17 protein-coding genes are annotated in these 15015 nt (G+C 74.0%); 7 read left to right on the top strand and 10 right to left on the bottom strand.

Features of this window, described 5'->3' with window-relative positions; translation table 11 throughout:
- The first annotated feature begins 79 nt into the window (after positions 1 to 79).
- Together VM324_05740 and VM324_05745 are read left to right on the top strand one after the other, a co-directional pair.
- Entirely contained in the window at positions 80 to 667 is a 588-nt protein-coding gene (locus tag VM324_05740) for a DUF5319 family protein (GenBank protein HVL98773.1), read from the top strand.
- Positions 660 to 1202, top strand: a complete 543-nt coding sequence (locus VM324_05745) for a macro domain-containing protein (protein HVL98774.1) — start codon at positions 660 to 662, stop codon at positions 1200 to 1202. Before VM324_05740 ends, VM324_05745 begins: the two co-directional genes overlap by 8 nt.
- Position 1203: 1 nt before the next feature.
- Here VM324_05745 and VM324_05750 read toward each other — a convergent pair whose 3' ends face one another.
- On the bottom strand, positions 1204 to 2538 hold the full coding sequence (locus VM324_05750) for a UDP-glucose/GDP-mannose dehydrogenase family protein (GenBank protein ID HVL98775.1): 1335 nt from the start codon (positions 2536 to 2538) through the stop codon (positions 1204 to 1206).
- Positions 2539 to 2572: 34 nt separating this feature from the next.
- Entirely contained in the window at positions 2573 to 2986 is a 414-nt protein-coding gene (locus VM324_05755) for an SCP2 sterol-binding domain-containing protein (GenBank protein ID HVL98776.1), read from the bottom strand.
- Positions 2987 to 3066: 80 nt separating this feature from the next.
- On the opposite strand from VM324_05755, the gene VM324_05760 reads away from it, so the two are divergent.
- From VM324_05760 to VM324_05770, 3 genes are all read left to right on the top strand, one after another.
- A complete protein-coding gene (locus tag VM324_05760) occupies positions 3067 to 4053 on the top strand; it encodes a UDP-glucuronic acid decarboxylase family protein (protein HVL98777.1) in 987 nt (328 codons plus the stop codon).
- Positions 4037 to 5326: an amidase gene (locus tag VM324_05765; protein HVL98778.1), complete on the top strand. Its 1290-nt coding sequence runs from the start codon at positions 4037 to 4039 to the stop codon at positions 5324 to 5326. The genes VM324_05760 and VM324_05765 overlap by 17 nt, the downstream gene beginning before the upstream one ends.
- Before the next feature lie 173 nt (positions 5327 to 5499).
- A complete protein-coding gene (locus VM324_05770; GenBank protein ID HVL98779.1) occupies positions 5500 to 6591 on the top strand; it encodes an S-layer homology domain-containing protein in 1092 nt (363 codons plus the stop codon).
- Between the two features lie 4 nt (positions 6592 to 6595).
- Here the strand turns inward: VM324_05770 and VM324_05775 are convergent, their stop codons facing one another.
- The 3 genes from VM324_05775 to groES form a co-directional block, all read right to left on the bottom strand.
- Complete coding sequence (locus VM324_05775; GenBank protein HVL98780.1) at positions 6596 to 7414, bottom strand: hypothetical protein; 819 nt, start codon at positions 7412 to 7414, stop codon at positions 6596 to 6598.
- A 101-nt stretch (positions 7415 to 7515) separates the two neighbouring features.
- Positions 7516 to 9162 (bottom strand): chaperonin GroEL, encoded by a 1647-nt coding sequence (gene groL, locus VM324_05780; protein ID HVL98781.1) that lies wholly within the window; start codon positions 9160 to 9162, stop codon positions 7516 to 7518.
- Between the two features lie 24 nt (positions 9163 to 9186).
- A complete protein-coding gene (gene groES, locus VM324_05785) occupies positions 9187 to 9495 on the bottom strand; it encodes a co-chaperone GroES (protein HVL98782.1) in 309 nt (102 codons plus the stop codon).
- Positions 9496 to 9761: 266 nt separating this feature from the next.
- On the opposite strand from groES, the gene VM324_05790 reads away from it, so the two are divergent.
- Positions 9762 to 10244: a transcriptional regulator gene (locus tag VM324_05790; protein HVL98783.1), complete on the top strand. Its 483-nt coding sequence runs from the start codon at positions 9762 to 9764 to the stop codon at positions 10242 to 10244.
- 12 nt (positions 10245 to 10256) lie between these two features.
- Here VM324_05790 and VM324_05795 read toward each other — a convergent pair whose 3' ends face one another.
- Genes VM324_05795 through tsaE form a run of 5 tightly spaced genes read right to left on the bottom strand, consistent with a single transcriptional unit; the run spans position 10257 to position 14114 of the window.
- Positions 10257 to 11102, bottom strand: coding sequence for a GNAT family N-acetyltransferase (locus VM324_05795; GenBank protein HVL98784.1), 846 nt, complete (start codon positions 11100 to 11102; stop codon positions 10257 to 10259).
- A complete protein-coding gene (tsaD, locus tag VM324_05800) occupies positions 11099 to 12115 on the bottom strand; it encodes a tRNA (adenosine(37)-N6)-threonylcarbamoyltransferase complex transferase subunit TsaD (GenBank protein ID HVL98785.1) in 1017 nt (338 codons plus the stop codon). Before tsaD ends, VM324_05795 begins: the two co-directional genes overlap by 4 nt.
- An 8-nt stretch (positions 12116 to 12123) precedes the next feature.
- Positions 12124 to 12834, bottom strand: a complete 711-nt coding sequence (locus tag VM324_05805; GenBank protein HVL98786.1) for a GNAT family N-acetyltransferase — start codon at positions 12832 to 12834, stop codon at positions 12124 to 12126.
- On the bottom strand, positions 12831 to 13568 hold the full coding sequence (gene tsaB / locus VM324_05810; GenBank protein HVL98787.1) for a tRNA (adenosine(37)-N6)-threonylcarbamoyltransferase complex dimerization subunit type 1 TsaB: 738 nt from the start codon (positions 13566 to 13568) through the stop codon (positions 12831 to 12833). The genes VM324_05805 and tsaB overlap by 4 nt, the downstream gene beginning before the upstream one ends.
- Before the next feature lie 9 nt (positions 13569 to 13577).
- Entirely contained in the window at positions 13578 to 14114 is a 537-nt protein-coding gene (tsaE, locus tag VM324_05815; protein HVL98788.1) for a tRNA (adenosine(37)-N6)-threonylcarbamoyltransferase complex ATPase subunit type 1 TsaE, read from the bottom strand.
- Positions 14115 to 14187: 73 nt separating this feature from the next.
- On the opposite strand from tsaE, the gene VM324_05820 reads away from it, so the two are divergent.
- Complete coding sequence (locus VM324_05820) at positions 14188 to 14946, top strand: enoyl-CoA hydratase (protein HVL98789.1); 759 nt, start codon at positions 14188 to 14190, stop codon at positions 14944 to 14946.
- The last annotated feature ends 69 nt before the right edge of the window (positions 14947 to 15015 follow it).

Genomic DNA, 15015 nt, shown 5'->3' on the forward strand with positions numbered 1-15015 from the left:
CGCGCTCATGCAGCGAAGCGGTAGCGCCCAGACCCGCGCTCATGCAGCGAAGCGGTAGCGCCCAGACTAGGCTGCAGCCATGGAAGACGACTACGACGACGAGTTCGAGGCGGACGACGGCGACGACGAGCACCCGCCGCTTCCGCTCGACCGCCGGGAGGCGGCGCGCGTGCGCCGCGACCTCGACGATCTGGCCGCCTTCCGTCACACCTTCGAGCCGGAGGGGTTCAAGGGCGTGAGCCTGTTCTGCCACGACTGCGCGGAGGAGCACTTCTACGGCTGGCAGATGCTCGAGCACAACCTCCGCGCACTTCTCGAGTCGGGCGAGACCCCGGTCCACGAGCCGGCGTTCGACCCCCGCCCCGACGAGTACGTCGACTGGGAGTACGCCCAGGGCTACCTCGACGGCCTTGCCGACGCCGGTTCCCCGGTGCTGCCGACCCACACGAGCCTGCCGGGGGGCTGCCCGTTCTGCGGGGTGGAGCTGCCGGGCGACACGGCGCAGATCGTCCACTGCCCCACCTGCGGGGCACACCTCGGCCCGGCAAGGATCGCCCGGGCGCTGCTCGACCGGGGGTGGTCGGAGGAGGACGTCGCCGAGCTCCTGCGGGGTGCGCGCATCCCGCCGCTGCGTGGCCTTCCGGGCTCCGAGCTCGCCGATGGCTGAGGTCGCCCGGCGCGACGTCGACGGCCGGCTCCTCCTCGTCGTCGAGGGGGACCTGACGCGCCAGGACGTCGATGTCGTCGTGAACGCAGCGAACGAGCTGCTCGTGCACGGTGGGGGTCTGGCGGCGGCGCTCGCCAAGGCGGGGGGGCCGGCGGTCGCCGAGGCGTCGCTGGCGTGGGTGGCCGAGCACGGCGAGGTCCGCCCCGGCGAGGCCGCGGTGACGACCGCGGGCAACCTGCCGGCCGGCCACCTCGTGCACGTCGTGGGTCCCCGCTACCGCGACGACCAGGACAATGCGGGGATGCTGCGCCAGGCGGTGCGGGCGGGCCTCGACGCCGCCCGGGACCTCGACGCGCGGTCGGTCGCGCTGCCGGCGATCTCGGCGGGGATCTACGGCTACCCTCCGGCCGAGGCCGCGGCGGTCATCGCCGCGGAGGTGGCAGCCTGGCTCGGCGGGGAACCGGGCCCGGTCGAGGAGATCCGCCTCGTCGGGTTTGACGCCGAGGCAGCGGCCCACTTCGCGGCCGGGCTGTAGGTCAGCGCGCCGTGTGCTCCCGCGGCGGCCGGCCGACGCTTGCGACGTTCAGTCCGGCGGCGACGAGCGCCGCGGGATCCCACACGTTGCGGGCGTCGACCACGACGGGGTAGGCGAGCAGCGAGCGAAGGCGCTCGGGGGTGATGGCGGCGTACTCGTCCCACTCGGTGCAGACGACGACGGCGTGCGCCCCGTCGAGGGCGTCGGTGGCCTTGTCGCACAGGACCGCGTCGGGGTAGCGCCCGCGGACGTGGTCGAGGGCGACGGGGTCGTGCAGGCGCACCCGCGCCCCCTCGGCGAGCAGGGCCTCGACGACCTCGAGGGCCGGCGCGTCGCGGATGTCGTCGGTACCCGGCTTGAACGCCACGCCGAGGATCGCGACCTCCTTGCCGGCGAGGTTCCACATCATCCGCCGTAGCTGGATGAGCGGCCACCGCTTGGCCTGCCGGTTGATGCGGTCGGTCTCGCGCAGCAGCCCGAAGTCGTAGCCGAGCTCGGCGGCGATGTGGACGAAGGCCTCGACGTCCTTGGGGAAGCACGACCCGCCGTAGCCGAGCCCGGCGTTGAGGAAGGCACGGCCGATCCGCGCGTCGTGCCCCATCGCGTCGGCGACCTGCTCCACGTCCGCCCCGGCGAGCTCGCAGATGCGCGCCACCGCGTTGATGAAGCTGATCTTCGTGGCGAGGAAGGCGTTCGAGGCGTGCTTGATGAGCTCCGCGGTCCGCACGTCGGTGGCGACGTAGGGGCAGTCGTGGCGGGCGAGCAGCGGCTCGTAGAGGCAGCGCATGACCGCGTGCGCGTGCTCGGAGTCCGCACCGACGACGATGCGGTCGGGCCGCAGCGTGTCGACGATTGCGCTGCCCTCCTTCAGGAACTCGGGGTTGCTCACGACCTCGTGATAGCGGTCGCTGCCGCTGGCCTGGGCCTCGAGCGCCAGCGCCTGGCGGATGCGCTCGCCGGTGCGCACCGGCACGGTCGACTTCTCCGCCACGACCAGGGGGTGCGTCGCGTGGGCCGCGACGCTCGCCGCCGCGGCCTGGACGTACGACAGGTTCGGGGAGCCGTCCTCGCGCCTCGGCGTGCCCACGGAGATGAAGACGACGTCGGCGGCGCCGACCGCGTCGCCGGGGTGGTCGCTGAAGGCGAGGCGCCCCGCGCGCACGCCGGCGTCGACGAGCTCGTCGAGGCCGGGCTCCACGAACGGCACGCGGCCGCCGCGCAGCGCGTCGACCTTCGCCTGGTCGTCGTCCATGCCGACGACGTCGTGACCGAGGTCGGCCATGCACGCGGCCGTCACGAGGCCGACGTGCCCCACGCCGATGACTCCGACCTTCACCGATCCCCTCCTTCGTGCCGGTCCGCCGCCGAAGCTACGGTTCGAGCCACTGGGTGTCCACCGCGCCGAGCGCCTCGGTCAGGGGTCGGGCGCTGGACAGGTGGCGGGTCAGGCTCGACACGTCCCCGCTCACGCGCAGGCGCCGCATCATGACGGCGAGCCCGACGTCGAGCTCCCCGACGATGAGCTTGCGCCAGCTCGGGTAGCTCGCGCGCAGCTCGACGCGGGGGCGCTGCGGGGGCTCGGCCAGCGCGACCGCCGAAGCGCCGCTGTCGCCGTCAGGGGTGATGTCGATGCCGTAGTCGTGGCGCTCGGCGAGGGGACCCCCGGGCTCGATGACGAAGCGGTAGGAGCCGGCGAGCACACGGGCCGCCTCCCCGGCGTGCGGGTGGGCCGAGAAGCGCTCGCAGAAGGCCTCGATCCAGGCCTCGCTCGGGAACAGGGGCATGGTGCGCGCGCGTCCTCTCTGGAGATGTGGGTGCAGCGTACCCGCCGACCGATGTCCCGGCGCCGCGTACCATCGTCGCCATGACCGAGGACCTCCGGACGCTGGACGGCGCGAACGTCGTCGTCCTCGGGGCGGCCGGCTTCCTCGGCTCGCACCTCTGCGACCGCCTCGTGGCCCTCGGCGCCCGCGTGACCGCCGTCGACAACTTCATCACCGGCCACCCCGACAACCTCGCCCACCTCGCCGGCCGGCCCGGTTTTCGCCTCGTCCAGTACGACATCACCGACTTCCTCCACGTGCCGGGCCGCGTCGACCACATCCTCCATTTCGCGTCGCCCGCCTCGCCGGTGGACTACCTGCGGTGGCCGATCCAGACGATGAAGGTGGGGTCGCTCGGCACGCACAAGGCGCTCGGTCTCGCCCGCGCGAAGGAGGCCCGGCTGCTGCTCGCGTCGACCTCCGAGGTCTACGGCGACCCCCTCGTCAACCCCCAGCCGGAGAGCTACTGGGGCAACGTGAACCCGGTCGGCCCGCGCGGCGTGTACGACGAGGCGAAGCGCTTCGCCGAGGCCCTCTGCCTCGCCTACCACCGCCAGCACGGCGTCGAGGTCCGCATCGCGCGCATTTTCAACACCTTTGGGCCCCGGATGAGAATCAATGATGGGCGGGCGGTTCCGGCGTTCTTCACCGCGGCGCTGCGCGACGAGCCGCTGCCGGTGTTCGGCGACGGCTCCCAGACCCGGTCGCTGTGCTACGTCGACGACGAGGTGGAAGGCCTGCTGCGCCTGCTCGTCAGCGACCACACCGGGCCGATGAACATCGGCAACCCCGAGGAGGTGACGATCCTCGAGCTCGCCGAGGCCGTCCAGGACGTGGTCGGGTGCCATCCCGGCATCAGCTTCCAGCCCGCGCCGGTCGACGACCCGAAGGTGCGCCGGCCCGACACCACCCTCGCCGAGCGGGTCCTGCGCTGGAAGGCGGAGGTGCGCCTCGAGGAGGGGCTCGCCCGCACCGTTGGCTGGTTCCGCTCCCAGCTCGGCGTCGACACCCTTGCGCCGCGACCCTGACGGCATCGCCACCGCACGCCGCCGCCGGGACGCCTGGGAACCCCGCCTCGGCGCGGTCGTGCGCTGGCTCGACCCACCTGTCGGCGACGGGCCCGCCGGCCCGCTGGACGGGATGGTGGTGGGGATCAAGGACCTCCTCGCGGTGGCCGGCGCGCCGCGCACGTGCGCCGCGCCGGGCCTCACCGACCCGGCGCCCCAGCCCGCGCACGCCACCGCCGTCGCGCGTCTCGTGGACGCGGGCGCGACGATCGTCGCGACCCTCGCGCTGCACCAGCTCGCGTTCGGCATCATCACCCCCCAGACCGGCAACCCGCGCGCGCCCGACCGGGTCGCCGGCGGCTCGTCGGGGGGTTCGGCGGCCGCGCTCGCGGCCGGGATCGTGCAGGGCAGCCTCGGCACGGACACGGGCGGCAGCGTGCGCATCCCCGCCGCCTGCTGCGGGGTCGTCGGCCTGAAGACCACCCGCGGGCTCGTGCCCCTCACCGGGGTGCAGCCGCTCGCGCCCAGCCTCGACACCGTCGGACCGATGGCCCGCAGCGTCGGGGAGACCGCCGAGCTGCTCGCGGTGATTGCCGGCTACCACCCCGCCGACGACCACAGCGTCCGGCCCCCGCCGGTCGGCGACCCCCCGCCGGTCGCGCGGCTGCGCGTCGGCGTGCCCGCGCAGGTCCGCGCCGCCCGCATGGACGACGAGGTACGGACCGCCTGGGAGGGGTGCCTGGCGGACCTTGCCGCGGCCGGCGCAACGGTGACCGACGTCGCCATCGCGCCGCTCGACGACGCGCCCACCGCGAACGGGCGCATCCTCGCCGCCGAGGCGGCGCTCGTGCACGCCGAGCGCCTCGCCGGGCACCCCGAGCGGCTGTGGCCCGACGTGCGTGAGCGCCTGGCGCGCGGTCGTGACATGGCCGCCACCGTCCTCGCCGGCGCTTACCACGACGCTGCCCGCCTACGCGGGGCGCTGCGGCGGACGTTCGAGGCGGTCGACGTGCTCGTCACGCCGACGCTGCCCTGCCGGGTCCCGCCCGTCGACACCGACCCCGTGCTCGTGGCAGGGCGACCCGAACCCGTCGTCCGAGCGATGACCCGCTTCACGAACCCGTGGAACCTCTCCGGTGTCCCCGCGGGGTCTCTGCCGGCGGGCACCGACGCCACCGGCGCGCCGGTGGGCGTGCAGGTGGTCGGACCGTGGTTCGCCGAGGCCACCGTGCTGTCCGTCATGGCCACGCTCGAGGAGCTGCGGGGCGGTCCTTGGCCGCTCGCCGCGCCCTGACCGACCTCCCGCAGCACGCCGTCGACGGACCCACCCCCGGTCCGGGGAACCGCTGCACGCACACTGGACGCCCGGACAGGTGCCGGGCACGTGTAGGTGCGAGACACGCCTTCCTGAGCGGTTAGGGTCACGCGGCCCCCGGAAACCGCCTTACCCGCCGTGGTGATGCTGCCATGCTCGTCGTGCGATCGTCCCGTCTCGTCATGCTCGCCGTGGCGCTCACCATGGCGCTCGTCCCCGTCGCGCCCGCGGCGGCGTCCAACGACCCCGCAGCCGAGACCGCGCTCCTCTCACTCCTCGACGGCGAGCGTGGGGCGCGTGGCCTGCCGGCGCTGCGCGTCTGCGACGACCTGCGGGCCGTCGCCCAGCGCTGGACCGAGCGGCTGACGGGCGAGCACCGCCTGTCGCACAACGCCGCTCTGCGTCACGAGGTGCGGGGGTGGCGCTCCCTGGGCGAGAACGTCGGCTACGACGCCTCCCCCGAAGGGGTCCACGCGCGCTACATGGCCTCCGACCGCCACCGCGGGCACCTGCTGTCCCCCGTCTTCTCCGAGATCGGCGTCGGCGCCGTCTGGACGGACGGTCGCCTGTGGGTTACCCAGGTGTTCCGTGAACCCGACGGGTCAGCGCCGTGCGCGCCCGTCGGGCCCGGCGACATCGCCACCGCCTGCCCGCACGCCCGCGTGCCCGAACCCGGCTTCACGGACACACGCGGCAACCCCCACCGGCACGCCATCGCCTGCGTCGTGTGGTACGGGATCGCCAACGGAGCCAGCGGTGGGCAGTACTCGCCGTCGCTGGCGGTGACCCGGGCGCAGATGGCCACCTTCCTCGCCCGGGTCATGGCCGTGTCGGGGGCGGCGCTGCCCGAGCCCCACGACCAGGGCTTCGCCGACATCGCGGGCAGCCCCCACGCCGACGCCATCAACCGGCTCGCCGCCCTCGGCATCGTCCAGGGGACCTCGGCGACGTCCTACGGACCTCAGCGCACGGTCACCCGCGCGCAGACGGCCGCCCTGCTCGTACGCACCGCCGAGCACATCACCGGCCGTGCGCTGCCGGCCTCCCGGGACTGGTTCCGCGACGACAACGGGTCGACGCACGAGCACGCCATCAACCGGGCTGCGGAGGCGTCCTTCCTGCGCGGCCTGGCCCCTGGGGTGTTCGGCCCTCAGCGCACCATGCGGCGTGACCAGACGGCCTCCTCCGTCGCCCGGCTGCTCGACGACCTCGTCGCACGCGGCCACCTGCATCCGCCCGCCTGACGCCTCACGCGCCGCGGGAGGGCCCGGGCGCCACGGTCGCGAGCTCGCCGGGCAACGACGCGAGCAGACCTTCACGGAGCGCCGCCGCCTCGGCGGCGGCGCGCGCGGGGGCGGGCCCGCCGTCCGCCTCGGACAGGAGGCGGTGCGCGAGCCAGCAAAGCGGTCGCGCGCCACAGCGGTCGGCGATCGCCAGCGCCTCGTGGGCCTGGTCGCGGGCGCGCGCCCCGTGCCCGACCGCCGCGTTCGCCGACGCGAGCAGCAGCAGCGAGCGGGCCTCGTGGCGGCGCAGCCCACCGTCGACCGCACGCCGGCGGGCCTGCTGGAAGAACGTCGCGGCGTGGACAGGGTCACCCTCGTGCAGCGCCACCTCGCCGGTCACCCATGCGAGCCGGATCGCCTGGCGGGGCGACGGCGCCTCGGCACACGCCTCGACCGCGGCCTGGAGCCGGGCTCGTTGCTCGGCGGGGCAGGCGCCGCGCGCGACCGCGTCGGCGACGAGGCTGATGGTGCAACCGGTGCGGCCCTCCCCCGCTCGCCCGTCCAACCGGCGCAGCGCCTCCCGGTCAGCCTCCTCTGCCTGTCCCGGCAGGCCGACCTGGCGGAGCAGGGACCCGCGCGTGACGCAGGCCGCCGCGGCCACGGGGGGTGGACCGGCGCTCGCGACGTCGAGGGCCGTCCAGGCTTCGCCGTAGCGGCCCATGGCGGTGAGCACCCAGGCGCGCCGCCACGCTGCCTCGAAGCCGCCCTCATTGGCGGCGACCCCGAGCGCCGCGCCGAGCTGACCGGCCAGAGCGAGTCCAGGGAGCCGTGGGGAGGGTTCCATGCCGCTCCTTGTTCCCCCGCGGCGGCGCGCCGACGCGGGCTGCGAACGGCGCGGGAGGCGGCCCCGAAGGGCCGCCTCCCGGTGGTGCGACAGGACTGGCGCTACATCATCCCGCCCATGCCGCCCATGCCACCCATGTCGTGGTCGTGGCCGCCACCGGCGCCGTCGCCCTTGGGGTCGGGCTTGTCGGCGATGAGCGTCTCGGTCGTGAGCAGCAGCCCCGCGATCGAGGCGGCGTTCTCCAGCGCCGAGCGCGTGACCTTCGCCGGGTCCGGCACGCCGAACTTCAGCATGTCGCCGTACTCGCCGGTGAGGGCGTTCAGCCCCTCGCCCTGCTTCATGCCACGCACCCGCTCGACGACGACCGAGCCTTCGAGGCCCGCGTTCGCCGCGATCCAGTACAGCGGCGCCGACAGCGAGGCGCGCACGATGTTCGCGCCGGTCGCCGGGTCGCCTTCGAGGTCGAGCTTCTCGAGGGCGCTGGCCGCCTGCAGCAGCGCCGTGCCGCCACCGGGGACGATGCCCTCCTCGACCGCCGCGCGGGTCGCCGACAGGGCGTCCTCGATGCGGTGCTTCTTCTCCTTGAGCTCCGTCTCGGTGGCCGCGCCGACCTTGACGACGGCGACACCACCCGACAGCTTCGCGAGCCGCTCCTGGAGCTTCTCGCGGTCCCAGTCGGAGTCGGAGTTCTCGATCTCACCCTTCAGCTGGTTGATGCGGCCCTTGATGTCGTCGTCGGACCCCGCACCCTCCACGATCGTGGTGCTGTCCTTGGTGACGGTGACCTTGCGGGCCTTGCCGAGCAGGTCGAGCGTGACGCCCTCGAGCTTGAGGCCGACCTCCTCGGAGATCACCTGGCCGCCCGTGAGGATCGCGATGTCCTGCAGCATCGCCTTGCGGCGGTCGCCGAAGCCGGGGGCCTTCACGGCTGCGGACTGGAAGGTGCCGCGGATCTTGTTCACCACGAGCGTCGCCAGGGCCTCGCCCTCGACGTCCTCGGAGATGATGACCAGCGGCCGGCCGGCCTGCATGACCTTCTCGAGCACCGGCAGCAGGTCCTGCACGGACGAGATCTTCTGGTTGGCGATGAGGATGTAGGGGTCGTCGAACACGACCTCCATCCGCTCGGCGTCGGTCACCATGTACGGCGAGATGTAGCCCTTGTCGAACTGCATCCCCTCGACGAAGTCGAGCTCCAGCCCGAAGGTCTGGGACTCCTCGACGGTGATGACGCCGTCCTTGCCGACCTTGTCCATCGCCTCGGCGATGACCTTGCCGATCTCGTCGTCGTTGTTCGCCGAGATGGCGGCGACGTGGGCGATCTCGTCCTGGGTCTCCAGGTCGCGTGCGCTCGCGCTGATCGCCTCCACGACCCGCTCCACGGCGACGTCGATGCCGCGCTTGAGCAGCATCGGGTTCGCGCCGGCGGCGACGTTTCGCAGACCTTCCTTGACCATCGCCTGCGCGAGCACGGTCGCCGTGGTCGTGCCGTCACCCGCGACGTCGTTCGTCTTGGTGGCGACCTCCTTGGCGAGCTGCGCGCCCATGTTCTCGTAGGGGTCCTCGAGCTCGATCTCGCGAGCCACGGTGACGCCGTCCTTGGTGATCGTCGGCGCACCCCACTTCTTGTCGATCACGACGTTGCGGCCCTTCGGCCCGAGCGTGATCTTCACCGCGTCGGCGAGCTTGTTCACGCCCTTTTCTAGCTTGCGGCGAGCGTCCTCGTGGAACGCCAGTTGCTTTGCCATGTGTGCCTCCTGGTGAAAGGGGTTCTACTGGTCGACGACCGCGAGGATGTCGCGGGCGGACAGGATCAGGTAGTCCTCACCGTTGTGGGTGATCTCGGTCCCGCCGTACTTCGAGTACACGACCGTGTCGCCCTCGGACACGTCGAGGGCGATGCGCTCGCCCTGGTCGGAGATGCGCCCGGGGCCGACCGCGACGACGGTGCCCTGCTGGGGCTTCTCCTTCGCCGTGTCGGGAATCACGAGACCGCTGGCGGTGGTTTCCTCCGCCTCGTGGGGCTGCACCACGACACGGTCCTCGAGCGGCTTCAGCGCAACCTCTGTGGCGGTCGCCATGCCGTCCTCCTTTGAAAGCTTCGGTGGCGAGTTGGCACTCGCCTCGGTTGAGTGCTAGCAGCGACGTTAGCAGTCGGGCGGGGGGAGTGCAAGCCCGCCTCCGGCATGTTCGCGCAGATCTTAGTCCACCACGCTAAAGCCGAAAGCTTACCTGAACATCGTCCCCTTCAGCGTCACAGGGTGTTATGTTTGTGGTGCTGCGGGTGCCACGGGGGCAACGGGGGCAACGGCGATGCGCTCGGATGACGAGCCAGCGGAGGTACGGCGTGACGGACTACCAACAGCGTCTCGGGGACCGGCTCCGCGCGATCCGGCAGCAGCAGGGTCTCACGCTCCAGCAGGTGGAGGAGATCTCCGGCGGCCGGTGGAAGGCCGTCGTCGTCGGATCCTACGAGCGGGGCGACCGCGCGGTGTCCGTCGCGAAGCTCGCCGAGCTCGGCGAGTTCTACAACGTGCCCGTGTCGGAGCTGCTGCCGAAGGAGGAGGCCGCGGCCGCCCCGGCCCCCTCCGGGGACCCGAGCAAGGTCATGCTCGACCTCCGGCGGCTCGCCCAACCCGACCTTGACCCTGACCTTCGGCCCGTGTCCCGCTTCGCCCACACCATCCAGCTGCAGCGCGGCGACTTCAATGGCAGCGTCCTGACGATCCGGGGGGAGGACCTGCGCGCACTTTCCGTCGTCTTCGGCACAGCACCCGAAGAGCTCGTCGACCGTCTCCAGGGCGAGGGGCTGCTTGCCGACGTGCGGTGACCGCGGCGACGCTCAGCGCAGCGCGAGCAGCCACGGTCCCCGGTCGGTGAATCCCCCCCGCCGGTAGGCCCGCATTGCCGGCGTGTTGTCCGCGCGCACGTGCAGGGTGACGCTCGGAAGACCCGCTTCGAGCAGCGAGGCCGCGAGCGCCCCGACGGCCTGGGAGGCGAGCCCCCGCCCCCGCCACGCCTCGTCGACGTACACGCCGGCCACCTGCGCCCCTCGCCGGCGGGAGTACAGGGGGACGTCGACCTTGCCGACGGCCTGACCGTCTCGCTCCACCACCCAGGTGGCGCCCGCCGCGATGCTGTCGTGCATCCGCGCGCGCACCGCGACCCGGCCGGCCCGCGAGATCGGGGGCCCCATGCGGTCCTCGACATGAAGGCGGCAGGCGAAGTCGGTAAGCCGGTCGAGCTCGCCGGCGTCGGCGAGGCGCAACCCGTGCATGCGGGAGGGGGCCGCCGGCGCGGTCGTCGCCATGAACCGCTGCTCGCGCGCCGAGTGGCGGCGGCGGAAGAAGCCCTGCGAGCTCGCGTCGAGCAGGGCGCGGCAGAGCTCGGCGTCGCCGAGCAGCACCCGCCAGTCGGTCCGTTCCGCGGCGCCGGCGAGGGCCGCGCCCGCGCCGGGGTCACCCGCGACGATCACCGACCCCGACACGCCGAGGTAGAGCACGCCGACCGGGTCGGCCGGCGGCCACACGACGAAGCGGGAGTGGTCCCCGCGGTCGAGCGCGTCGAGGAGGTGCTGGTGCATGAGCGGCTCGCAGGTGCCGCCGAAACCCGACTCGAGCAACGCGCGCAGGCGGTCGGCGTCGCCCCGGCGGAGGCGGGCCGCGCCCGGCGCGGTGGGGGCGCTCACCCGCGCGGCCCCGAGAAGGCCAGTCCGGGATCGGCGGCGACGTCGAGCGGCGAGCGCTCCCCGGCCACGAGGCGGTTCCAGCCCGCCGCGGCGATCATCGCCCCGTTGTCCGTGCACAGGCCGGGGGACGGCGCGAGCAGCCGCACCCGCGCCTGCTCGCAGGCCTCCGCCATGCGGGCGCGCAGCCGGCTGTTCGCCGCCACCCCACCCACCACCGCGACCTGCTCGACACCGTGCTCGCGTGCCGCGGCGAGGGTCTTGTGGACCTGCACGTCGACGATGGCCTCCTGGAACGACGCGGCGACGTCGGGGACGGAGATCTCCTGGCCGGCGCCCTGGCGCCTGCGCAATTCCCGCACCACGGCGGTCTTCAACCCCGACAGCGAGAAGTCGTAGTCGTCGCGCCGCAGCAGCGCGCGGGGAAAGGCGATGGCCTCCGGGTCGCCGTGCTGCGCGAGCCGGTCGATCTCCGGCCCTCCCGGGTAGTCGAGGCCGAGGAACCTCGCGATCTTGTCGTAGGCCTCGCCGGCCGCGTCGTCGATCGTGGCGCCGAGCGTCGTGAAGCCGCCGTCGACGTCGAGCAGGACGAGGCTCGTGTGCCCCCCGCTCACGACGAGCGCGACAACCGGCGGTTCGAGCAGTCCGTACTCGAGCTGCGCGGCGAAGACGTGGCCCTCGAGGTGGTTCACGCCGATGAGCGGCACGTCCTGGGCGAGCGCGAGGGACTTCGCCGCCGCGACCCCGACGAGCAGCGCGCCGATCAGCCCCGGCCCGACGGTGACCGCCACGCCCTCGATGTCGTCGTAGGTCGCTCCGCCCTCGACGAGGGTGCGGTCGAGCACCGGCAGGAGCAGCTCGAGGTGCGCGCGGGCGGCGATCTCGGGCACCACCCCGCCGAAGGGCCGGTGCTGCTCGACCTGGGAGCCGATGACGTTGGCCCGCACCGTCACGCCGTCGGCGACGAGGGCGGCCGCGGTCTCGTCGCACGACGTCTCGATCCCGAGCACGAGCATGTGCGGCGCTACCCCGCCGTGCCGTCGTCGCGCGACGGGTCGTGCAGCCCGATGCGGCCCTGCACCCAGGGGACGTGGAGGTCGGGCGCGCCGCTGGCCCCGCCCGGCTCCCCGAGACGCGCCGCCTGGACGGCCAGGCGCGCGGCCATCTCCTGACCCTGGAGGTCGTGCGCCCACATGACGAGCGCGTCCTCCCCCGTCTCCGCGTAGTACCCGGGACGCACCCCGACGGGCACGAACCCGAACGCGGCGTAGAGGCGCTGGGCGCCGCGGTTGGCCACCCGGACCTCGAGGGTGGCCGCGGGGGCGCCCGCCCGCCGCGCCTCGGTGAGCAGGGCGAGCAGCAGGCGGGTGGCGAGCTTGCGCCGGTGGTGGCGCGGGTCCACCGCGACCGTCGTCACGTGCGCCTCGCCGCCCTGGATCACCGCCTCCGGTGTGCGGGGCTCACCTCGCGGGACCGGCTCGAGGATGAGGCCCGCGTAGCCGACGACCTCCCGGCCGGGGCGCAGCTGCCCGAGCGCGCCGGGGCCCCGGCGGGGGGCGAGGGCGACGAGATAGCGGCGGGTGTCGCGGCGCTCGAGCTCGGCGACGAACAGCGCGGGCGACCACGGCCGCGGGTAGGCCCGGCGCTCGATGCCGAGCACCGCGCGCAGGTGGCGCCGCCGCATGGGCACGACGACGACGTCGTCGAGCGGGTGGCGCGTGAGCTGGGCGATCACGCGTGGGCCCCCGCGGCGCCCGCCGCCTTGCCGCCGAACAGCGCACCCCGCTCCTGCCAGTTCACCCGGGCGTCGGCCTGCCGCAGGTAGATCGGCCGGAGCTCCTCGGGGCGCCGGGTGTCCTCCCGCAGGAACCGCGGCAGCGCGAGCTCCACGAGGCACTTCGCGGACGGGTACGCGAGGGAGGGGGAGGTGCAGACCTCCGCACCGGCCGACTGCAGCTCGCCGGCCGCGGCGATCGCCCCGTCGCCCACGGCGAGCACGTCCTCCCGCATCGCCTCGACCTCGGCGGCCAGCTTCCCCGGGGCGCCGACCCGCAGCTCACTGACCCGTTGCACCCCGCCCGGAGCGCTGCGGTAGAAGCCCCAGAACACCTCACCCCGCCGCGCGTCGAGGACGCTGCACACGAGACGGCGCACGTAGCGGACGGAGAAGGCGAGCAGGTCGAGGGACGAAAGGCCGACCACCGGCAGGCTGCGGGCGTGGGCGAGCGCCTGCGCGGTTGCGATGCCCACCCGCATCCCGGTGTACAGGCCCGGCCCCAGGCTCACCGCGACGCCCGACACGGCACTGACGTCGACCGCGGCCTGGCGCAGGCAGAAGTCGACCGCCGGGGCGAGGAACTCGGCGTGGGCCCGCGGGCGCCCGAGCGTCGCCGCGGCGAGGACCTCATGCTCGGTCGCGAGGCAGACGCTCGACTGCGGGGTGGACGTCTCCAAGCCGAGAACCAGCATGGTCTCGTGTCACGACTCCTCGTGTCGCGTCCACGGCAGGAGGTCGGCGGCCAGGCCGGAGAGGCGTCGTGCCCAGTCGTCGCCGTGGGGCCGCACCACGATACGCCGTGGCTCGCACACCGGCAGCACCCCGCCTGCGCTGGTCACCTCCTCGACGCGCAGCTCGATCACGAGGTGCTCGGCGGGCAGCAGGGGCGCCATCGCGTCGCCCCACTCGATGAACGTCACGCGGGAGCCCTCGAGCGCGTCCTCGTAGCCGAGGTCGGCGACCTCGCTGAGCGCGTCGAGCCGGTAGATGTCGAGGTGCAGCACCGGCACGCGTCCCGCGTACTCACGGCGGAGCACGAAGGACGGGCTCGTGACCCGCTCGGTGACCCCGAGCCCGCGGGCCGCGCCCTGCACGAAGCAGGTCTTGCCGGCGCCGAGCTCGCCGGTGAGCGAGACGATGTCGCCCGGGCGCAGCGTACGCGCGACCGCCTCGGCGACCGCCTGCGTATCCGCCGGAGTGGCGGTGACGAGCTCGACGAGCTGACTTGGCTCGGGCACGCGCGCCAGCATCGCACCCCGGCGGCCGGTGTGCCCGACTATCGTGACGGCGCCCGGCCGGACCGGAGGAGCGATGGCAAAGACCCGCCTCGACGCGCGCGACGACGGCGTGCGCCTGCTCACCCTCACCGACCCGGATCGCCGCAACGCCATGGGCCCGCAGATGGCCGCCGAGCTCGTCGCGGCATGCGAGCGGCTCCAGGCCGACGCGCGGGCGCGGGCGCTCGTGGTCGCCGGGGAGGGGCCGGCCTTCTGCGCGGGCGCGGACCTGCCCGCCCTGTTCGGCGATCCCGAGCGCGGGATCGTGGACACCCACGACGAGCTGCGGCGCTACTACGCGGCCTTCCTCGCGGTGCGGGCGCTGCCCTTCCCCACCATCGCCGCGGTGCACGGTCCCGCCGTCGGTGCGGGACTCAACCTCGCCCTCGCCTGCGACCTGCGCGTCGCCGGCCCCAGCGCGGCCTTCGGCGCGACGTTCGCGCGCATCGGCCTGCACCCGGGGGGCGGCTGCACCTGGTTCCTCGTCGAGGCCCTCGGCGCCCCTCGCGCGCTGCGCACGCTGCTGCTCGGGGAGACGCTCGACGCCGAACGGGCCGTCGCCTGGGGGCTCGCGGAGGGGCCCGTGGCGGAAGCCCGCGAGGAGGCGCTCCATCTCGCGGACCGGATCGCCGCCGTGGACCCCGGCCTCGCGCGCCACATCAAGCGCGGCGTCGGCGTCGCGGTGGAGACCCGCGACCTCGGTGCGGTCCTCGAGTACGAGGCATGGGCGCAGGCCGCCTCCGCGTCCTCCCCGACGCTGCAGGAGTGGGTGGCGCGGTTCCGCAGGGACTGACCGCCTGCCGGTGTCGGGACTGCGTCATCCCGGAGATGACGCAACCCCGACACCCCGCGGCGCCGCCGG

It is taken from the genome of Egibacteraceae bacterium, from assembly GCA_035540635.1.
GTDB lineage: Bacteria > Actinomycetota > Nitriliruptoria > Euzebyales > Egibacteraceae > DATLGH01.